The following is a 19841-nucleotide window of genomic DNA, read 5'->3' as shown; positions in this document are numbered from 1 at the left end:
TTCGTCCGATTCCTTTCGAGCCGCTGTGGGGGTGACCGGGGGGCCGGTCGGCCTTCAGATGTCCAGGAACCTGACGTCCTTGGCGTTGCGCTGGATGAACGACCGCCTGGCCTCGACGTCTTCGCCCATCAGGATGGAGAACAGGTCGTCGGCCGCGGCCGCGTCGTCCAGGGTCACCAGGCGCAGCACGCGGTGCGCCCGGTCCATCGTGGTCACCCGCAGCTCCTCGGCGTTCATCTCGCCCAGGCCCTTGAAGCGCTGGATCGAGTCCTCCCTGATCCGCTTGCCGCGCTCGCGGCCGAGGCGGATCAGGCTGTCGCGCTCGCGGTCCGAGTAGGCGTACTCGAACTCGTCGCGGCCCCACTTGATCTTGTAGAGCGGGGGCTGGGAGAGGTAGACGTGGCCCGCCTCGACCAGCGGGCGCATGAAGCGGAAGAGCAGGGTCAGCAGCAGGGTGTTGATGTGCTGGCCGTCGACGTCGGCGTCGGCCATGAGGATGATCTTGTGGTACCGCAGCCGCGAGATGTCGAAGTCCTCGTGGATGCCCGTGCCGAACGCCGAGATCAGCGCCTGGACCTCGGTGTTCTGGAGGACCTTGTCGATGCGGGCCTTCTCGACGTTCAGGATCTTGCCGCGGATGGGCAGGATGGCCTGGTACTGCGGGTCGCGGCCCGACTTGGCGCTGCCGCCGGCCGAGTCGCCCTCGACGATGAAGATCTCGCACTGCGCCGCGTCGTTGGACTGGCAGTCGCTGAGCTTGCCCGGCAGCGACGCCGTCTCGAGCAGGCCCTTGCGGCGCGTGAGGTCGCGGGCCTTGCGGGCGGCGACGCGCGCGGTGGCGGCCTGGATGCCCTTGCGGATGATGTCGGCGGCCTCCGCGGGGTTGCGGTCGAGCCAGTCCGACAGGTGCTCGTAGACGATCCGCTGGACGAACGTCTTGGCCTCGGTGTTCCCGAGCTTGGTCTTGGTCTGGCCCTCGAACTGCGGCTCGCCCAGCTTGACGGAGATGATCGCCGTCAGGCCCTCGCGGATGTCCTCGCCCGTGAGGTTGTCGTCCTTCTCGCGCAGCAGCTTCTTCTCGCGCGCGTACTTGTTGACCAGCTGGGTCATCGCCGCGCGGAAGCCCTCCTCGTGGGTGCCGCCCTCGTGCGTGTGGATCGTGTTGGCGAAGCTGTAGACGCCCTCGCTGTACTGGTTGTTCCACTGCATCGCGATCTCGACCGAGATGTGGCGCTCGGTGTCCTCGGCCTCGATCTCGATCACGGAGGGGTGCACCAGCTCGCCCTTGCGGGAGTTCAGGTGGCGCACAAAGTCCGAGATGCCGCCCTCGTAGTGGTATGTCACGGAACGCGGCTGATGATCGCCGTCGCCCGCGGCCGTGTCGGCGCCCGAGGTCTGCTTGGCCGCCTCCCGCTCGTCGGTGACGGAGATCGTCAGGCCTCGGTTGAGGAACGCCATCTCCTGGAAGCGGCGCGAGAGCGTCTCGAACGAGTAGTCCGTCGTCTCGAAGATGTCGCCGTCCGCCCAGAACGTCACGGACGTGCCGGTCTCCTCCGTCGGCTCGTTGCGCTTCAGGGGCGCGTCAGGAACGCCGAGGGTGTAGGACTGCGTCCAGCGGTACCCGTCGCGGCGCACCTCGACGGCGACCCTGCGGGAGAGGGCGTTGACGACGGAGACGCCCACGCCGTGCAGGCCACCGGACACGGAGTACCCGCCGCCGCCGAACTTACCGCCCGCGTGCAGGACCGTGAGCACCACCTCGACGGCCGGCTTGCCCTCCGACTCGACCATGTCCACCGGGATACCGCGGCCGTTGTCGATCACCCGGACCCCGCCGTCGGCCAGCACCGTCACGTTGATCGTGTCCGCGTGCCCGGCGAGCGCCTCGTCCACGGAGTTGTCGACGACTTCGGTGACAAGGTGATGCAGGCCACGTTCGCCCGTGGACCCGATGTACATGCCCGGGCGCTTGCGGACCGCGTCAAGACCCTCGAGCACCGTGATCGCGCTGGCGTCGTAGGAGGGCAGCCCGTCCGTGGGCGCGGAGGGGGTGGGAATGTTGTTGTTGGCATCGCCGGAATCGGCCACGAAGCGCCCTTTCTGGCACAGCACGAGCCTGCTCCCGCTGGCTGGGAGCGGCTGTGTCGTTCGACATGGTCCGCAACGGGGCGGTTGCCTCCCAGTCTACCGGTAGCGCCGACCGTAATGACGGTTTGCTGGGCTCTCAGTCCGCATGTGCCGCCCTGAACTGCCATCCGGTGACTCCCTATATGCGGGCCGGGTCCCTGATCCGCTCACAACGGCGCTCAGCGCTTCTGTCTGTCAACCTCTGCGAAAGTGACCGGCATCACTCCCGCACCGCCCGTCCCACCCACTCACCCGTAGGTGTCGCCCGGCCCCCTGCTGCCGGGAGCGCGCAGCCGCCCGGCGCCACGGCCAGGGCCCGCGGGCCCGAACACCTTGAGCGAACGCACCGTGCCCTGGCCGAGATCGGCGTTCAGCCTGCGCAGCAGCTGGGGCGCGAGCAGCCGCAACTGCGTCGCCCACGCCGTCGAGTCGCACCGCACGGTCAGCACCCGCGACTCCTCGTCGTAGCTCTCGGGCACCGCGTGCTGCGCCACCTCGGGACCCACCAACTCCGGCCAGCGGCCCAGCACCCCGCCCACCGCGAGCGGCATCTCCCAGCCCCGCTCGACCGAGAGCCGCTCCACCGCGGCGCCGAGCGGCAGCGGATCGCGCCCGCCGGGGCGCGCGCCGGAGCGCAGACCACCGCGCCGCGCCTGCTTGCGCTGCTGCGCCACCGCGCCGCGCGCCCGCGCCTGCTCCTTGGCCGCCCGCAGCGCGACGCGCGCCAGGTCGACGCCCGAGGGCTCGGCGCCGGGGGCGTCGCCGCTGTCAGCCATCGACGGTCACCCGCCCCTCCGCCACCGTGAACCGCGCCCCGGCCAGCACCTCGGGCACATCCTGCTCCACCGCCGCGGTCACCAGCACCTGCTCGCCGCCGGCCACGAGCTCCGCCAGCCGCTCCCGCCGCCGCGCGTCGAGCTCGGCGAACACGTCGTCCAGGACCAGCACCGGCTCGGGACCCTCCTCCTTGAGCAGCTCGTACGACGCGAGCCGCAGCGCGAGCGCCAGCGACCACGCCTCGCCATGGCTCGCGTAGCCCTTGGCGGGCAACGCGCCGAGCCGCAGCACCAGATCGTCCCGATGCGGGCCGACCAGCGTCACCCCGCGTTCGATCTCCTGGGTCCGCACGGCGGCCAACGCGCCGAGCAGCGCCTCGTACCACTCCTCGCGCGACGCCCCTGGCGCGACCTCGGCCGGGCCTCGGTACTCGAGGCCGACGGGGCCGCCGCCAGGCGCCAGGCGCTCGTACGCCTTGTCGGCCAACGGGCCGAGCGCCACGATCAACGCGAGCCGCCGCGTCAGCAACTCCGCGCCTGAGCGCGCCAGATGCTGGTCCCACACGTCGAGCGTGGACAGGTCGACGCCGCGCCCGCCGTGCCGCCTGGCCATCGCCGCGGACTTCAACAGGGTGTTCCGCTGCTTGAGCACCCGCTCGTAGTCCGCCCTGACCCCCGCGAGCCTGGGGGCGCGCGCCGTCACCAGGTCGTCGAGGAACCCACGCCGCTCACCCGGGTCGCCCTTGACCAGGCGCAGGTCCTCGGGCGCGAACAGCACCGTCCGCACCACGCCGAGCACGTCGCGAGGGCGCACGTGGGTGGAGCGGTTGAGGCGCGCTCGGTTGGCCCGGCCAGGGTTGAGCTCCAGCTCGACCAGCTGCTCACGGCCGCCCTCGGTCACCGCGGCCCTGATCACCGCGCGGTCGGCGCCCATCCGCACCAGCGGCGCGTCCGACGAGACGCGGTGGCTGCCGAGCGTCGCCAGGTAGCCGATGGCCTCCACGAGGTTCGTCTTGCCCTGGCCGTTGGGGCCGATGAACGCCGTCACCCCGGGGGTCAGCGCGACCTCGGCCGTGGCGTAGGACCGGAAGTCGGCCAGCGACAGGCGTGTGACGTGCAACGAAGCCGACCCTCCCCGACCGTGTGACGCGTCCTACTCGGAGCCCTCGACCGCGTGGCCGCCGAACTGGTTCCGCAGGGCGGCCACCATCTTCATCTGCGGGGAGTCGTCCTGCCGCGACGAGAACCGCGCGAACAGCGACGCGGTGATCGCGGGCAGCGGCACGGCGTTGTCGATCGCGGCCTCGACCGTCCAGCGGCCCTCGCCCGAGTCGGCGGCGTACCCGCGCAGCTGGTCCAGGTGCTCGTCCTGGTCGAGCGCCCTGACCGCCAGGTCGAGCAGCCAGGACCTGATGACCGTGCCCTCCTGCCAGGAGCGGAAGACCTCGCGCACGTCGGTGACCTCGTCGGCCGCCTCGAGCAGCTCCCAGCCCTCGGCGAACGCCTGCATCATCGCGTACTCGATGCCGTTGTGGACCATCTTCGCGAAGTGCCCCGCGCCGACCCTGCCCGCGTGGACCGAGCCGAACTCGCCCTCGGGCTTGAGGGCTTCGAAGATCGGCTTCACCTTGGCGACGTGCTCGTCGTCGCCGCCGTACATGAGCGCGTAGCCGTTCTCCAGGCCCCAGACGCCGCCGGAGACGCCGCAGTCCACGAAGCCGATGCCCAGCTCGGCCAGCTGCTCGGCGTGCTTGGCGTCGTCGGTCCAGCGGGAGTTCCCGCCGTCGACGATCACATCGCCAGGGGCGAGGAGCCCGGACAGCTCGTCCACGACCGACTGCGTGACCGCACCGGCCGGGACCATCAGCCAGACCACGCGCGGGGCGGCGAGCGCGTCCACCAGATCCCGCAGGCTGTGGACATCGGCGCCCGGGGTGTCGGGCGCGTAACCCACGACCGTGTGCCCGGCGCGGCGGATGCGTTCACGCATGTTCCCGCCCATCCTGCCGAGACCGACGAGACCGAGCTCCATGGGGACTCCTTTGTGACGAAAGACCTGGAGCCGAGCCTAGCGACCGCCCTCAGCCACTCAGCCTGACGGGCATGATCAGGTACTTGTACGCCTCGTCGGGCTCCGCGTCGACCGCCGGACGGCCGCTCAGCAGCGCGGGCTTGGTCGAGGTGGTGAACGACAGCTGCGCGGCGGGGGAGTCGATCGCGCTCAGCCCCTCGAGCAGGAAGCCGGGGTTGAACGCGATCGAGATGTCGTCGCCCTCGAGCTGCGCGTCCACGCGCTCCACAGCCTGTGCGTCGTCGCTCGACCCGGCCTCCAGGATCAGCACGCCCTGCTCGAAGCTCAGCCTGACCGGGGTGTTCCGCTCGGCGACCAGGGCCACGCGCTTGACGGCCTCGACGAACGGCGCGGTCTCGATCACGGCCACGGAGTTGAACTCGGTCGGGAACAGCGTCCGGTACTTCGGGAGGTCGCCCTCGAGCAGCCGCGTCGTGGTCCGCCGCCCCGCGCCCTCGAAGCCGATCAGGCCCTCGCCCGCGCCCGCGCCGGAGAGCGCGAGCGACACCGTGTCGCCGCCGCTCAGCGACTTCGCGGTGTCGAGCAGCGTCTTGGCCGGGACGAGCGCCACCGCGGACAGGTCGGCCGTCTCCGGCTTCCACAGGAACTCCCGCACCGCGAAGCGGTATCGGTCGGTCGAGGCGAGCGTCACCAGGTCGCCCTCGATCTCGATGCGCACGCCCGTCAGCACCGGCAGCGTGTCGTCGCGCCCCGCGGCGATGGCCACCTGGGAGACGGCGGCCGCGAACACCTCGGCGGAGACCGTCCCCGTCGCGGTCGGCATCTGCGGCAGCGCGGGGTACTCCTCGACGGGCAGCGTGTGGAGCGTGAAGCGGGAGGAGCCGCAGAGAACGGTGACCCGCACGCCGTCGGACGAGATCTCCACCGGGCGGTTCGGCAGGGCGCGGCAGATGTCGGCGAGCAGGCGCCCCGAGACGAGGACCGTGCCGCCCTCCTCCACGTCCACCTCGACCGACACCCGGGCCGAGACCTCGTAGTCGAAGCCGGAGAGGCTCAACGTCCCCTCATCGGCCTTCAGCAGCAGCCCCGCGAGGACCGGCACCGGCGGCCGGGCCGGCAGGCTGCGGGCAGCCCAGGCCACCGCCTCGGCGAGCACGTCGCGTTCCACCCGGATCTTCACTTCAGCCGCCTCCCGCTGTCGCTGGCTGCCCTGCCTGCTGGCCTCTTGAGGGCCACCAGTCTGACGCACGGCACTGACACTAGGCGCTTCCGCGAGTCAAATCGACGCGGAGCGGGTAGATCGCCGAGAGGCCCGGTTGTGCACAGCCCCCGCTTTTGAACGGATCGGCCCTGTTCTCTAGGTAGTGGTAGTAGTAGGGCCTGTGGAAACGGTGGAAAAGTGCGTTTGCGCAGGTCAGACCCCGTTTTTTATACACAGGGCCTGTGGGTGGAGCGGTGGATGAACAGGGGGGTCCTGTGGACAGCCGAAAGTTGTGCACAGCTCATCCCCAGGTGAGGGCCAGTTCTCCCCAGGTCTGTCCCCAGTTTCCGCGAGGTTCTCAACAGGCTCAGTGGCACGCCACTGTGACCTGATTCACTCGTCCCGGTGAGAGGGCGCGTTGCGTTGCCGAACAGTGGACAACCCTGTGGATTACCTGTGCACAACGGCCCTTTGCCTGTGGGCGAGCGGTGGACAACCGCTCGGCGGCCCCTGGGCACCCCCTCGGCGTCCACAGGGTGTGGATCGCGTTCCTCCACATATCCACACCCACCTGACCTGCGGCAACACCCTTTCCCGCGGGGCCCTGTGGATCAAGATCTGGACAACTTCCGCTTCCCACAGGGTGTGGACGCGAAAAAGTCGGCGGATCTGTGGAGAACGCCCGATGGCGCGGGGGTAATCGAACGGCGCCCCCGAGGTGTCCTCGGGGGCGCCGGATGCTCGAAGAGCGGGGAGAGGGGCCGGGGAAGGGCTGCCGGGGCCAGCGGGGGCCGCTCAGCCCGCCTTGATGCGGTTGGTGAGCTCGGTGACCTGGTTGTAGATGGAGCGCCGCTCGGCCATCAGCGCGCGGATCTTGCGGTCCGCGTGCATGACGGTCGTGTGGTCGCGCCCCCCGAAGTGCTGCCCGATCTTGGGCAGCGACAGATCGGTGAGCTCCCTGCACAGATACATGGCGATCTGGCGGGCCGTGACGAGGATGCGGCTGCGTGACGTGCCCGCGAGGTCGTCCACGGTCAGGCCGAAGTAGTCGGCGACGGCCGACGTGATGGCGTCGGCGGTGATCTCGGGGGTCGCGTGCTCGCCGCCGGGGATCAGGTCCTTGAGGACGATCTCGGTGAGCCCCAGGTCCACCGGCTGCCGGTTGAGGCTGGCGAACGCGGTGACCCTGATCAACGCGCCCTCGAGCTCCCTGATGTTGCGCGAGATCCGCGAGGCGATGAACTCGAGCACCTCGGGAGGCGCGTTGAGCTGCTCCTGCACGGCCTTCTTGCGCAGGATCGCGATGCGCGTCTCGAGCTCGGGCGGCTGGACATCGGTGATCAGGCCCCACTCGAAGCGGTTCCGCAGCCGGTCCTCCAGCGTGATCAGCTGCTTCGGCGGCCGGTCGGAGGAGAGCACGATCTGCTTGTTCGCGTTGTGCAGGGTGTTGAACGTGTGGAAGAACTCCTCCTGCGTCGACTCCTTGCTCGCCAGGAACTGGACGTCGTCGACCAGCAGGATGTCCATGTCCCGGTAGCGCTTGCGGAACGCGTCCGCCTTGCCGTCGCGGATCGAGTTGATGAACTCGTTCGTGAACTCCTCCGAGCTCACGTACCGCACCCGGGTCCCCGGGTAGAGGCTGCGGGCGTAGTGCCCGATGGCGTGCAGGAGATGCGTCTTGCCCAGGCCCGACTCCCCGTAGATGAAGAGGGGGTTGTACGCCTTGGCCGGGGCCTCGGCCACCGCGACCGCCGCCGCGTGGGCGAAGCGGTTGGAGGCGCCGATGACGAACGTGTCGAAGAGGTACTTGGGGTTGAGCCGCGCCGTGGGCTCGGCGGGACCCTGCCCCTGACCCTGCCCCGGCACGGTCGGCAGCGGGCCGCCGCCGCGCTGGTCGTAGGACTCGGGCAGCCGCTCCGGCACCCCGTAGGTCGGGTAATCGCCGTGCGGCTGCTGCCAGTTCACCGGCGGGGGCACCTGCCGCTGCCCGGCCTCGGCGTGCTCGGGGTAGGCGGCGCGCGCGGTCGGGAGCATCCCGTTGCCCGAGCGGTGGCTCTCGTCCCTGGCGTAGAACGGCGCCGAGCCGTCGCCGTTCAGCTGGCCGTGCTGGCCGTGCTGGCCGTGTTGCGGGTGCTGCGGGTGCTGCGGGTGCTGTCCGTGCTGGTCATGCCGCTCGTGCGAGGGCGGCGGTCCCGGCTGGCGCTGCCGCGGCGGCCCCTGCTGCGCCGGGGCCGGGAGGGGCGGCGGCTCGGCGACCGGCGCCGTGACCGTGATCGCCAGCCGGATGGGCTGCCCGCACTCGCGGCTGAGCACGTCGCTGATCAGCGGGGCGAGCCTGCCCTCGAGCACGCTCTTGGCGTACTCGTTGGAGACGCCGAGCAGCGCCGTCCCCGAGACGAGGGCCAGCGGCTGGCAGTCCTGGAGCCATCGGTGGTCCTTGGCCTCGAGGCGTTGGCCGTCCGACAGCATGGAGGTCAGCGCGCGTGGCCAGACCGCGGAAAGGTCTGCTGGAAGGTCAGCCACGAGGCACGCTTCTCTCACTCGCAGGGGTTGGTGCTGGCTTCGGTGACCCCCCGGTGGTGTGACGGCGAAGGGGTCGGGAAAGGATTCCGAGTTCAGCAACGGTAGTCAGCGCGGCGTCTGCGCATCAAGTCATTGTCCACAGGGTGTGTACAACGCTGCGCCGTCCGGGTTTGACCCGGGGTGCGCCTCGCGCGTACCGTTGCGAGGTCGAGTCGTCGACGGCTGCTGCCGCCTGCCTCCGATGGTCCACCTCGAAAGGCGGCTGACTCGGGCGCCGCGGGCTCCTCGTGGGTGCACGGTGACAGCTGTCGGCGGTCCACGCCCCTGTCCCGACCACCCCGTGGCGGAACACCGAAGACCCCTGGAGCCTCCGAGTGAGCAAGCGCACTTTCCAGCCGAACAACCGGCGTCGGGCCAAGACCCACGGCTTCCGTCTGCGGATGCGGACGCGTGCCGGCCGCGCCGTCATCGCGAACCGCCGCAGCAAGGGCCGCGCACGCCTTTCGGCCTGACCGAGCGCGACCAGGTCCATGCGGTGCTGCCCTCCGAGAACCGGCTGAGGCGGCGCGAGGACTTCGCGACGGCGATGCGCCGAGGGCGCAGGGCCGGACGCCCGCACCTCGTCGTCCATCTGAGCAGCGGAACGGACCCGCACCCGGCGGGAGAGCCTGGCTCTCCGCCGCGTGCGGGTTTCGTCGTGAGCAAGGCCGTGGGCAACGCCGTCGCCCGCAATCGTGTGCAGCGTCGGCTGCGCCACCTGATACGGGACCGGCTGTCCCGGCTGCCCGCCGGTAGCCTGGTTGTCGTACGGGCTCTGCCCGGCGCGGACGGCGCCGCCTACGAGCAGCTGGCCCGGGATCTCGACGCCGCCCTGGAGCGGCTGCTGGGAGGGGTACGGACATGAAGTACCCACTGCTGCTGCTGATCAAGCTGTACCAGTGGACCATCAGTCCGCTGCTGGGGCCGGTCTGTCGTTACTATCCGTCGTGTTCCCACTACGGATACGGTGCGATCGACCGGCACGGCGCCCTCAAGGGGACGGTCCTGACCGCCTGGCGCATCCTGCGCTGCAACCCCTGGTCGCGCGGCGGTGTCGATCATGTGCCGCCTCGGAAGCACCCGGTCTGGCACCAGCGTCTGCGCGCCCGTCTGCGGCCACGGACCCTCTCCCCCGCCTCGCCCGGTGGTGCCCACAACAATGCCCAAGGAGCCTGATCCGTGGACACGATCAACTCGATCCTCAGTCCCCTGTACTGGGTGGTCACTCAAATCATCATCTTGTTCCACAGGGCGTACAGCCTCGTCTTCCACGAGGACAGCGGCTGGGCGTGGGGCCTGTCGATCGTCTCCCTGGTGGTCGTGATCCGGATCGCCCTGATCCCCCTCTTCGTGCGCCAGATCAAGGCCACGAGGAATATGCAGGCGCTCCAGCCACGGATGAAGAAGATCCAGGAGCGCTACAAGAACGACCGGCAGCGTCAGTCCGAAGAGATGATGAAGCTGTACCGGGAGACGGGCACCAACCCGCTCGCCAGCTGTCTGCCGATCCTGGCGCAGTCGCCGTTCTTCATCGCGCTCTTCCAGGTGCTGAACCACATCGCCAACCGGGACACCGTCGGCACCCTCACGCAGGATCAGGTCGACAGCGCCCGTGAGGCCACGATCTTCGGGGCACCGATCGCGGCCCGCTTCCTCGACAGCGCCAGCCATCTCGCGGACCTCGGCGCCTCGGTGGGCACCGTCAGGACCGTCACCGTCATCATGATCGTCCTGATGTCGGCGTCGCAGTTCTACACCCAGCGCCAGCTGATGACGAAGAACGTCGACCTCACGGTCAAGACGCCGTTCATGAATCAGCAGAAGATGCTGATGTATATCTTCCCGATCATGTTCGCCGTCTTCGGCATCAACTTCCCGGTCGGTGTCCTCATCTACTGGCTGACCACCAACGTCTGGTCCATGGGCCAGCAGCTCTATGTGATCAACCGCAACCCCACCCCCGGCAGCCTCGCCTACAAGCAGCGCCAGGAGAAGCTGCGGAAGAAGGGCAAGCTCACGGAGGAGCAGCCGGTCGAGACGGAGGCCAAGAAGGCCACCGACGCCGCCCGCGCCAACCGGACGCAGCCCAAGCGGCAGAGCAAGTCCCAGCGGCAGAGCCCCCGCCAGGCGCAGCAGCGCCAGACCTCGCAGCAGGCGAAGAAGCAGACCCCTCCGCGGAACCGGCTTGAGAAGCAGGACTCGTCGGACGGGCCCTCCGACACCGCCGACGGCAGCCGGAACGGCACCCGGCCCGCCTCGGGCCAGGGCGGCGGGGGCCAGGGCGGCGGGAAGTCCGCAGGGGCGAAGAAGGCCCAGCCCCGCAGGCCCAAGCCCTCCGCCAAGAGCAAGAAGTAGGAACTCAGAAGGAGCCCGACCTGTGACGGACACCACCTCAACCGCCACCAAGGACACCGACGTCTTCTCTCGTCTGGAGCAGGAAGGCGAGATCGCGGCCGACTACCTTGAGGGGCTCCTCGACATCGCGGACCTCGATGGCGACATCGACATGGACGTGGAGGGCGACCGGGCGGCGGTGTCGATCGTCTCCGACGGCCCCTCGCGCGACCTCCAGAAGCTGGTCGGCCGCGACGGTGAGGTCCTGGAGGCGCTCCAGGAGCTCACCCGCCTCGCGGTGCACCGGGAGACGGGCGAACGCAGCAGGCTGATGCTGGACATCGCCGGTCACCGGGCCCGCAAGCGGGAGAAGCTCACCGCTCTCGCCATCGAGGCCGTGCAGCAGGTCAAGGACTCGGGTGAGCCGGTCAAGCTCAAGCCGATGACCCCGTTCGAGCGCAAGGTCGTGCACGACGCCGTCGCGGCCGCCGGTCTGCGCAGCGAGTCCGAGGGCGAGGAGCCGCAGCGCCGCGTGGTCGTCCTGCCGTGACGCGAGGTGTGACGCCCGAGGGGCCGCCGGCGGAGCTTCCCGAGCCTCCGCCGGCGGCCCGCGAGATCTTCGGCGACCGGCTGCCGGACGCCGTGCGCTATGCCGAGCTGCTCGCCGAGGTCGGCGTCGGCCGCGGCCTCATCGGACCGCGTGAGGTGCCCAGGCTCTGGGAGCGCCACCTCCTGAACTGCGCGGTGCTCGCCGAGGTCGTCCCCGAGCAGGTGACCGTCTGCGATGTGGGCTCGGGGGCCGGACTGCCCGGCATCCCCCTGGCGTTGGTCCGCCCGGATCTGCGGATCACGCTGCTCGAGCCGCTGCTCCGCCGCACCAACTTCCTCAACGAGGTCGTCGAGCTGCTGGGGCTCGACCAGGTGACCGTGGTGCGGGGCAGGGCCGAGGAAGTGATGAGCGAGCTGACCCCCGTCCATGTGGTGACGGCCCGGGCCGTCGCCCCGCTGGACCGGCTCGCAGGCTGGGGCGTTCCCCTGCTGCGTCCCTATGGGGAGATGCTCGCGCTCAAGGGCGACACCGCGGAGCAGGAGCTCAAGGGGGCACGAGCCGCCCTGGCGAAGCTCGGCGTGGTGAGCAGCTCGGTGCTCCAGGTCGGCAAGGAGCTGCTCGACCCGCCCTCCACGGTGGTCAGGGTGGAGGTTGGCGAGAGCCCCGGCGGTGTGCGGTTCGCGGCCAAGCGCGCCAAGGCCGCCCGACGCGGCGGGCGGGGCAGCCGACGCTCGCCCTGAGCGCCGGGCTCGGCTGACCCGTTCATCCGGTTCGCCGGTCTGATACGTCGTTACTGGCCAAAAGAGCCGAATATATCCCCGATGCGGAGTGTCGGTCCGTTCGTCGACCGCGCCAGTGGGCATCGTGTTTCACGTGAAACGCCGCTCACTGCTCCAGGGAATCATCAGTCGGGGACGCGCGGCCGCCGAGCCGCGCGACCGTCGTTCTCGAGCTACCCCCGAAAGTGTGTCGCCGGTATCCACAGAGGGCCCTCTCTCCACAAGTAGGGGGTCTTCGCTGGTTCGTGACCCCCAGGGCATGGCAGGCTTTGAGGCGACGAAGGCTGCACATGTCGAGGAGAGTGAACCATTGCGGTCCGACGCCAATATCGCTGGGCCGACGGCTGATCCGGTGCCCGGCCCTCGGTCCGAATCCACCGATGCCCCCGGCGGTGCCGTGGACATCGCCCCCGCGGCCCCGGCGCCCTCAGGCGATTCGCCAAGTCGCGCCGCACAGCAGGCGGTTGAGGCGATGTACCGCACCGGGGGGAGTCTCCCCAGGCCGGAGGAGACCCGGGTCATGATCGTCGCCAATCAGAAGGGCGGCGTCGGAAAGACCACCACCACCGTCAACCTCGCCGCGTCGCTGGCCCTGCATGGCGCCCGCGTGCTGGTGATCGACCTCGACCCCCAGGGCAACGCCTCCACGGCGCTCGGCATCGACCACCATGCCGAGGTGCCCTCCATCTATGACGTCCTCATCGAGAGCAGGCCGCTCTCCGAGGTGGTGCAGCCGGTTCGTGACATCGAGGGACTTTTCTGCGCCCCCGCGACGATCGACTTGGCGGGCGCCGAGATCGAGCTGGTCTCGGTGGTGGCCAGGGAGAGCAGGTTGCAGCGGGCCATCACCGCGTATGAGCAGCCGCTCGACTATGTCTTCATCGACTGCCCGCCCTCCCTGGGACTGCTCACCGTCAACGCCCTGGTGGCCGGGGCCGAGGTCGTCATTCCGATTCAGTGCGAGTACTACGCCCTTGAGGGCCTGGGCCAGCTCCTGCGGAATGTCGAGCTGGTCCGGGGCCATCTCAATCCCCGGCTCCATGTCTCCACCATCCTGCTGACGATGTATGACGGACGGACCAGGCTCGCCTCGCAGGTGGCCGACGAGGTGCGCAGCCACTTCGGCAAGGAGGTGCTGCGGACCAACATCCCGCGTTCGGTCCGCATCTCCGAGGCACCGAGCTATGGGCAGACGGTCCTCACCTATGACCCGGGCTCCAGCGGATCGCTGTCGTATCTGGAGGCGGCCCGAGAGATCGCGCTGCGCGGCGCCGGTACCCAGCAGGGGCTCCCGCAGCAGGAACAGCACAGCCCGGTGAAGGGGGCATAGTGAGTGAACGACGGAGAGGGCTCGGCCGAGGGCTTGGCGCGCTGATCCCGGCCGCGCCGACAAGCTCCGACGAGTCCAGTGCGGCGACGGATCGCGGGGTATCGGTATCGCCCGCCGCGGTTCCGGTGCTGGCACCGGACCGGGGGGTCGTGATCCCCACGGGACCGGGATCTCCGGAGGACGGCGGCTCCAACGGCGTTTCACGTGAAACGGCTCCGGTCGAGGAGCCGCCCGCCGCGGTGCAGGGGGGCGAGGTGGCGGGGGCCCACTTCGCGGAGCTTCCGCTGGACTCCATCACCCCCAACCCCCGGCAGCCGCGTGAGGTCTTCGACGATGACGCGCTGGCGGAGCTGGTCACCTCCATCAAGGAGGTGGGGCTGCTCCAGCCCATCGTGGTACGGAAGTTGGGGTCGGAGCGCTATGAGCTCATCATGGGGGAGCGCCGCTGGCGCGCCTGCCGTGAGGCGGGTCTTGAGCTCATCCCCGCGATCGTCCGGGCCACCGAGGACGACAAGATGCTCCTGGACGCGCTCCTGGAGAATCTGCACCGTGCTCAGCTGAACCCCCTGGAAGAGGCGGCTGCCTACGACCAGCTGCTCCGCGACTTCAAGTGCACGCACGATGAGTTGGCGGACCGGATCGGCCGCTCCCGGCCCCAGGTCTCCAATACGCTGCGGCTGCTGAAGCTCTCCCCCGCGGTGCAGCGCCGGGTGGCGGCGGGCGTGCTGTCCGCCGGACACGCTCGGGCGCTGCTGTCGGTCGAGGACCCCGAGGAGCAGAACCGGCTGGCCCATCGGATCGTGGCCGAGGTGCTCTCGGTCCGTGCGGTGGAGGAGATTGTCGCGCTTCAGAGCGCTCCCGCGAAGAAGAGCACCGCGCGGGGCAAGGGCCCCCGGGCCGGGCGGCGGATCGCTCCCGCGCTGGATCATCTGGCGGGTCGGCTCTCGGACCGCTTCGAGACCCGGGTGAAGGTCGATCTCGGCCAGAAGAAGGGGAAGATCGTCGTCGAGTTCGCCTCGATAGAGGATCTGGAGCGGATCCTGGGCCAGTTGGCGCCGGGCGAGGGTCCGGTGCTCGACCAGCAGGGCCAGCAGTCCGAGGACGAGGACGCCTCCGAGGACTGAGCGTCGGCGGCGTTCCGCGGTCAGGGCGGCGCAGGCCAAGGAGAAGGGGCCCGGCTCGTTTCACGTGAAACGAGCCGGGCCCCTCGTCGTTCTCGGGATTGCTGTCGTTCTCCGAGGTGGGGTCAGCCCTTGTACGAGTCGGCGATGAAGTCCGCGAGGTCGCGCTCGATGGCGGCCTTCGGCTTGGCGCCGACGATCGTCTTCACGACGTCGCCGCCCTGGTAGACGTTCATCGTCGGGATCGAGAGGATGCCGTACTTCGCGGCGGTCGCGGGGTTCTCGTCGATGTTGAGCTTGACGACGGTCAGCTTGTCCGCGTGCTCGGCGGCGATGGCCTCGAGCGCCGGGGCGACCTGACGGCAGGGGCCGCACCACTCGGCCCAGAAGTCGACCAGGACCGGCTTCTCGCTCTGGAGGACCTTCTCCTCGAAGTCAGCGTCGGTGGCGGTCACGGTGGCACCGGCCATGGTGTTCTCCTTCACTTGCGATGGGGTTGAGACGGTGGGACGGGATGGTCAGGCGGAGACGTCGGAGGCGATGGACTCCGCGTCGGAGAGGGCGGCGAGATAGCGCTCGGCGTCCAGGGCGGCCGCACAGCCGGTGCCCGCGGCGGTGATGGCCTGGCGGTAGGTGTGGTCGACCACGTCACCGGCGGCGAAGACGCCGGGCACATTGGTCCGCGTCGTCGGGGAGGCCACCTGGAGGTAGCCCTCGTCGTCCAGGTCCAGCTGGCCCTTGAAGAGCTCGACGCGGGGATCGTGGCCGATGGCGACAAAGAGCCCGGTGACCGGCAGCGCCGAGGTCTCCCCGGTCTTCCTGTTACTGAGGGTCAGCCCCGAGAGCTTGCCGTCGGTGCCATGGATCTCGGCGACCTCGCTGTCCCAGACGAACCTGATCTTCGGGTCGGCGAAGGCGCGCTCCTGCATCGCCTTGGAGGCGCGCAGGGCGTCGCGGCGGTGAACGATGGTCACGGTCTTGGCGAACCGGCTGAGGAAGGTGGCCTCCTCCATGGCGGTGTCGCCGCCGCCGATCACGGCGATGTCCTGCTCGCGGAAGAAGAAGCCATCACACGTCGCGCAGTAGGAGACGCCGCGCCCGGAGAGCTCGTCCTCCTGGGGGAGGCCGAGCCTGCGGTGCTGGGAGCCGGTGGCCACGATGACGGCCTTGGCCTGGTGCACCACGCCCGCGGTGTCGGTGACCGTCTTGATCTCCCCGCTGAGATCGACCGAGACGATGTCGTCCGCGACGAGCTCGGCACCGAAGCGCTCGGCCTGGGCCCTCATGTTGTCCATGAGGTCCGGGCCCATGATGCCCTCCTTGAAACCAGGAAAGTTCTCGACCTCGGTGGTGTTCATCAAAGCGCCGCCCGCGGTGACGGCACCTTCGAAGACCAACGGGTTGAGCGAGGCGCGTGCGGTGTAGAGCGCGGAGGTGTAGCCCGCGGGTCCGGAGCCGATGATGATCACGTTGCGGACGTCGCTCACGGGAATCTTCCTTGTCTCGGGGTGTCTCCCCCGGTGGGGGCCCATAGTCCAGTAACGGATCCTAGGGTCCCAGACATTCCCGGCCCGGTAGCGCCTCAGCCGCGCGGGTAGCTCTCCTGGAGGAGGACCTCTCCCGTGGCCGCGGGCGAGGCGGTCGCACAGCTCGCGGCGACCATGTAGGCGTCCACCTGATCGGGGTCGACCTCGTGCTGGAAGACGACCAGATAAGCCTCGATGCCCTCGTAGTCCTCTTCACCGGCGGCCAGCGGGTCCTCGCCCCGGCCGATCGCCGCCTCGACACACGCGGGCACCTCGTCGACCGGCTCCACATCGGGCTCGGCATCGCCGCCACCGGCCTCGGGCTCCGCGCCCTCCGGGGCGTCGGAGCTCTCCGGCGCCGCGGTGTCCTCGACCCCCGCGTCGGACTCGGCGGACTCGCTGGATCCGCTGCCGCTGCTGTCCCCGGTGATGAACGGGTCGACGCTCTCGACCTCGTCCAGCAGCTCCTGGACCTGGGTCGCCACGGGCTCCTCGACCGCGGCCTCGGCGCTGCCGTTGGCCGGTGCCGAGGAGTCCGCGCTCTCGGCCAGGTCCTGATCGCCGTCCCCGCCGAGCGAGGAGAGCGTCATCACGCCCAGGCCGAGCACCACCATGGCCCCGACGGCGGCCAGGCCCAGCCGGAGTGGCCGCACCCAACGGGGTCCGGGCACCGGTCGACGGACGGCCCCCTTGTCGGAGGAGGCCGTGGCGGAGGCATCGGCTCGCGGGGGGGCGTTCTTGGGGAGGTCCGTCGCTGTTTCACGTGAAACAGTGATCGCCGCCGCCTCGGCGGCGAGTGCCGCGTCGATGCGGGCGGCGATGTCATCGGGGAGAGGACCCGGATCGGGGACGCGGGCCAGCTCGTCCGAGAGCGCGGCCAGATCGGCCTGGATCGCTGCGCAGGAGACGCATCCGGCGAGATGCTCGCGCAGGGCGGCCGCCTCGGCGGGCGGCAGCAGGTCCACATCGAGCGCCGCGATCTCGGCGGCCTCTGGGTGGTTCTCCCTCATGAGTGCGTACCTCCTCCCCGCACGGCCCCGGCATCTCCCGAATCTCTTGGTGGTGGGACGGGAGTACCGGGTGCCCGGTTCCTTACGGGGGCGTCCCCGGGAGGCACGGGACGCAAATGCCGGAGGAGGGGCAGGAGGCGTGCGCGTGCGCGGGCGCAGCGGCTTTTCACGGTGCCCACCGGGGTTTCGAGGATGGAGGCGGCCTCGGCCACGGGATAGCCCTGCATGTCCACGAGGACAAGGGCCGCGCGCTGCTCGGCGGGGAGCTTGTCCAGCGCCTCGCGCAACTCACGGCGCAGATCCGTCCGTTCGGCGGGGGCCTCGGCGGACTCATGTGGGTCGAGCAGGGTCTCCAGACGTTCCTGCTCGGGCATGGGGTAGGTCCTGCGGCTCTTGGCCTTGCGGGCCCGGTCGAGGCAGGCGTTCACGGTGATGCGGTGCAGCCAGGTGGTGACGGCGGCCTGGCCGCGGAAGGTATGGGCGGCGCGGTAGGCCGATATCAGCGCGTCCTGAAGGGCGTCGGAGGCCTCCTCCCGATCGCCCAGCGTCCGCAGCGCGACGGCCCACAGCCGGTCGCGATGCCGGTGGACCAGCTCGGTGAAGGCATCGGGATCGCCGTCCACATGTCGCTCGAGGAGCTCCTTGTCGGTGTAGACGACAGGCTCGCGTGGCACACCACTGCCCACGACGGGACCTCTCCTCCTCTGCGCCTCTACTGGACGACGCCGATGTCGGCGATGGCGCCACGGTAGTTGCCATCGTCGCCCTGTGGCAGCTCAGTAAGCCACAGAAGCACGAACTGTGTCTCGATCGACTCCTCCGCCTCCAGCGTGAGGGCGGTGCCGGTGTCGGAATCGAGCGTGGTGAACGCGTCCAGATCGTTGGGCATGGCGCCGGCGTCGGCGGGGGCCGCGCGGAACTCGACCGTGGTGTCGCCGAAGGCCTGCACGGAGAGGGACGAGATCTCCCTGACCTCGCCCAGGTCGAGGATGAGGCCGACGCCGCTCTTGAGGTTCCCGAACGAGGGGCCGAAGTAGTTCTTGGTCTGCCAGGCGGACTCCATGTCGCCGTCGATGGCCCGGGGCGCCATCTCGGGGTTCTGGCCGCCTCCCGTGCCCTCGGGGTCGAACTCGGTGATGTCGACGACCTCGACGGGCGCCGGCGGGGGCGCCTCCTCCTCTTCCCCGGCGGGCGGGCCGCTGGGCGAGGGCTGGTCGGTGGGGGCGTCGCCCTTGAGGAGGGCGTCGGCCAGCTGCCAACTGCCCAGGCCGAGCGCGGCGATGAGCAGCGCCGAGACCCCCCACTTGAGCGCGGTGCCGGTGCGACCCGGCAGGGCGGGCGGTGCGGGGGAGCCGGGGGCGGGGCGCGTGGGCGGCGCGGCCGGGGGCTGCCGCCCGGTGGCCAGGGTGCCGCGCTGGAAGGTGGTGTGCTGGAACCCGACCATGGCGCTCGGCGTCGGGTCGGGCGGGGGGATGCGCGGCAGGGCGGCAAGCGCCTTGCCCAGCTCCTCGGGCGTGGTGAACGGCGGGTCCTGACTCGCGGCGGTGGCGCCGTTGTTGTCGAGGGCGCGCATGGTGAGCTCGGACAGCCCGCGGTGAATGCCCGCCCGCACCTGCTCGGGAGTGGCCAGGGAGTCCCTGTAGCCCTTGCTGAGGCCCGCTACTCCATTCAGGCCATACGCGCCATCGCCGTAGGGCCAACGCTGCGTCAGAGCGGCGTACAGCAGCGCTCCGATGGCCTCGGTGTCGGCCCGCCTCGGGGCATCCGCCGTGATGCCGCGCAGCGCCGCGTCGACGGCGAGGCCGCGGATGCGGAACTGGCAAGGGCCGGTGCGGAGCACGGTGGCGGGGGTGAGCCTCAGATGGGCCAGGTCCTTGCGGTGCGCGGCCGCCATCGCCTGGGACACCTGGCTTGCCAGGGCGTACGCCTCGTGCGGGTCCAGGGGCCCGGTGTGCAGCACGGTGCTCAGGGGCACGGCGTCGGGCAGCCACTCGTGGATGACGTGGACGAGCCCGTTCTCCTCGGCGGCGTCGAGGACTTGGACGAAGCGCAGGTCGCCGAGCAGCGCGGTGGCGCGGGCCGCGGACAGCACGGCCCTGGCCCGTTCGTGGTCGGCGGGCAGCACATGGATGCCCACGGCCCGGCGCAGCTTCTCGTCGACGGCACGCCAGCTGCTGAAGCCGTCCAGCCGGGTGATGCACTCCTCGAGGCGGTACCGCTTGGTGAGTCTGTGGCCGCTGTGCAACTCGTGGTGGGCGGAGGGCTGCTTGGCGCCCCCGGTGGCCGGGGCCACCGGCTTGTCCGCCCGGGACACCGGCTCGGGGTCCGTGGCCTCCTGGGCGCTCGTCGGATGCTGCGAAGAACTCGTCGCCGTGCTCCGTTCGGCCACCGTCGTTCCCGCCTCCCCGTTCTCGGCTCTCGGGTGCTTGACACTGCCAGACTCATTGTGCCGGTAGTCCGTCACCCTGCACGACATGTGAGTACGGCCTCAGG

General features: G+C 70.2%; 19 protein-coding genes. 8 read left to right on the top strand and 11 right to left on the bottom strand.

Annotated features, from left to right (window positions below; all coding sequences use genetic code 11):
• Positions 1–54: 54 nt before the first annotated feature.
• From gyrB to dnaA, 6 genes are all read right to left on the bottom strand, one after another.
• Entirely contained in the window at positions 55–2112 is a 2058-nt protein-coding gene (gyrB, locus tag D7318_RS04825) for a DNA topoisomerase (ATP-hydrolyzing) subunit B (protein ID WP_120695566.1), read from the bottom strand.
• 263 nt (positions 2113–2375) lie between these two features.
• Positions 2376–2903 carry a DUF721 domain-containing protein gene (locus D7318_RS04820; RefSeq protein ID WP_120695565.1) on the bottom strand — a complete coding sequence of 176 codons (528 nt, stop codon included), beginning with the start codon at positions 2901–2903 and terminating at the stop codon, positions 2376–2378.
• Positions 2896–4023 carry a DNA replication/repair protein RecF gene (gene recF, locus D7318_RS04815; RefSeq protein WP_120695564.1) on the bottom strand — a complete coding sequence of 376 codons (1128 nt, stop codon included), beginning with the start codon at positions 4021–4023 and terminating at the stop codon, positions 2896–2898. Before recF ends, D7318_RS04820 begins: the two co-directional genes overlap by 8 nt.
• 33 nt (positions 4024–4056) lie before the next feature.
• Positions 4057–4935 carry a phosphogluconate dehydrogenase (NAD(+)-dependent, decarboxylating) gene (gene gnd, locus D7318_RS04810; RefSeq protein ID WP_120695563.1) on the bottom strand — a complete coding sequence of 293 codons (879 nt, stop codon included), beginning with the start codon at positions 4933–4935 and terminating at the stop codon, positions 4057–4059.
• Positions 4936–4984: 49 nt separating this feature from the next.
• On the bottom strand, positions 4985–6115 hold the full coding sequence (dnaN, locus tag D7318_RS04805; RefSeq protein ID WP_120695562.1) for a DNA polymerase III subunit beta: 1131 nt from the start codon (positions 6113–6115) through the stop codon (positions 4985–4987).
• 816 nt (positions 6116–6931) lie between these two features.
• The gene (gene dnaA / locus D7318_RS04800) at positions 6932–8659 is read right to left on the bottom strand and encodes a chromosomal replication initiator protein DnaA (RefSeq protein WP_120695561.1); all 1728 of its coding nucleotides are present in this window, start codon (positions 8657–8659) and stop codon (positions 6932–6934) included.
• 374 nt (positions 8660–9033) lie between these two features.
• Here dnaA and rpmH point away from each other — a divergent pair, with 374 nt between their 5' ends.
• The 8 genes from rpmH to D7318_RS04760 all read left to right on the top strand — a co-directional run bounded on the left by rpmH (position 9034) and on the right by D7318_RS04760 (position 14815).
• Positions 9034–9171, top strand: coding sequence for a 50S ribosomal protein L34 (gene rpmH / locus D7318_RS04795; RefSeq protein WP_120695560.1), 138 nt, complete (start codon positions 9034–9036; stop codon positions 9169–9171).
• A 23-nt stretch (positions 9172–9194) separates the two neighbouring features.
• A complete protein-coding gene (gene rnpA / locus D7318_RS04790) occupies positions 9195–9563 on the top strand; it encodes a ribonuclease P protein component (protein WP_120695559.1) in 369 nt (122 codons plus the stop codon).
• Positions 9560–9874 (top strand): membrane protein insertion efficiency factor YidD, encoded by a 315-nt coding sequence (gene yidD, locus D7318_RS04785; RefSeq protein ID WP_120695558.1) that lies wholly within the window; start codon positions 9560–9562, stop codon positions 9872–9874. Before rnpA ends, yidD begins: the two co-directional genes overlap by 4 nt.
• Before the next feature lie 12 nt (positions 9875–9886).
• Entirely contained in the window at positions 9887–11053 is a 1167-nt protein-coding gene (gene yidC, locus D7318_RS04780; RefSeq protein WP_120695726.1) for a membrane protein insertase YidC, read from the top strand.
• A gap of 22 nt (positions 11054–11075) precedes the next feature.
• Positions 11076–11582, top strand: a complete 507-nt coding sequence (locus D7318_RS04775; RefSeq protein ID WP_120695557.1) for a Jag family protein — start codon at positions 11076–11078, stop codon at positions 11580–11582.
• Positions 11579–12322 carry a 16S rRNA (guanine(527)-N(7))-methyltransferase RsmG gene (gene rsmG / locus D7318_RS04770; RefSeq protein ID WP_120695556.1) on the top strand — a complete coding sequence of 248 codons (744 nt, stop codon included), beginning with the start codon at positions 11579–11581 and terminating at the stop codon, positions 12320–12322. The genes D7318_RS04775 and rsmG overlap by 4 nt, the downstream gene beginning before the upstream one ends.
• A gap of 298 nt (positions 12323–12620) precedes the next feature.
• Positions 12621–13691, top strand: a complete 1071-nt coding sequence (locus tag D7318_RS04765) for a ParA family protein (protein WP_120695555.1) — start codon at positions 12621–12623, stop codon at positions 13689–13691.
• Positions 13691–14815, top strand: coding sequence for a ParB/RepB/Spo0J family partition protein (locus tag D7318_RS04760; protein ID WP_120695554.1), 1125 nt, complete (start codon positions 13691–13693; stop codon positions 14813–14815). The genes D7318_RS04765 and D7318_RS04760 overlap by 1 nt, the downstream gene beginning before the upstream one ends.
• Positions 14816–14937: 122 nt before the next feature.
• Here the strand turns inward: D7318_RS04760 and trxA are convergent, their stop codons facing one another.
• The 5 genes from trxA to D7318_RS04735 all read right to left on the bottom strand — a co-directional run bounded on the left by trxA (position 14938) and on the right by D7318_RS04735 (position 19737).
• Positions 14938–15282 carry a thioredoxin gene (trxA, locus tag D7318_RS04755; protein WP_120695553.1) on the bottom strand — a complete coding sequence of 115 codons (345 nt, stop codon included), beginning with the start codon at positions 15280–15282 and terminating at the stop codon, positions 14938–14940.
• Between the two features lie 48 nt (positions 15283–15330).
• The gene (trxB, locus tag D7318_RS04750; RefSeq protein WP_120695552.1) at positions 15331–16299 is read right to left on the bottom strand and encodes a thioredoxin-disulfide reductase; all 969 of its coding nucleotides are present in this window, start codon (positions 16297–16299) and stop codon (positions 15331–15333) included.
• Positions 16300–16394: 95 nt separating this feature from the next.
• Positions 16395–17348, bottom strand: coding sequence for an anti-sigma factor (locus D7318_RS04745; RefSeq protein ID WP_120695551.1), 954 nt, complete (start codon positions 17346–17348; stop codon positions 16395–16397).
• Complete coding sequence (gene sigM, locus D7318_RS04740) at positions 17345–18034, bottom strand: RNA polymerase sigma factor SigM (RefSeq protein WP_230423355.1); 690 nt, start codon at positions 18032–18034, stop codon at positions 17345–17347. The genes D7318_RS04745 and sigM overlap by 4 nt, the downstream gene beginning before the upstream one ends.
• Before the next feature lie 26 nt (positions 18035–18060).
• Entirely contained in the window at positions 18061–19737 is a 1677-nt protein-coding gene (locus tag D7318_RS04735; protein ID WP_230423354.1) for a protein kinase family protein, read from the bottom strand.
• Positions 19738–19841 lie beyond the last annotated feature (104 nt).

It is taken from the genome of Streptomyces radicis (genome assembly GCF_003626575.1).
Classification (GTDB): Bacteria; Actinomycetota; Actinomycetes; order Streptomycetales; family Streptomycetaceae; genus Streptomyces; species Streptomyces radicis.
This window is presented reverse-complemented; position numbering and strand designations above follow the sequence as displayed.

Excerpts from the sequence above, each read along its gene's own strand:
- D7318_RS04820 (WP_120695565.1), bottom strand. The coding sequence starts at position 2,903 with ATGGCTGACAGCGGCGACGCCCCCGGCGCCGAGCCCTCGGGCGTCGAC.
- gnd (WP_120695563.1), bottom strand. The coding sequence starts at position 4,935 with ATGGAGCTCGGTCTCGTCGGTCTCGGCAGGATGGGCGGGAACATGCGT.
- yidD (WP_120695558.1), top strand. The coding sequence starts at position 9,560 with ATGAAGTACCCACTGCTGCTGCTGATCAAGCTGTACCAGTGGACCATC.
- D7318_RS04765 (WP_120695555.1), top strand. The coding sequence starts at position 12,621 with ATGGCAGGCTTTGAGGCGACGAAGGCTGCACATGTCGAGGAGAGTGAA.
- trxA (WP_120695553.1), bottom strand. The coding sequence starts at position 15,282 with ATGGCCGGTGCCACCGTGACCGCCACCGACGCTGACTTCGAGGAGAAG.
- D7318_RS04745 (WP_120695551.1), bottom strand. The coding sequence starts at position 17,348 with ATGAGGGAGAACCACCCAGAGGCCGCCGAGATCGCGGCGCTCGATGTG.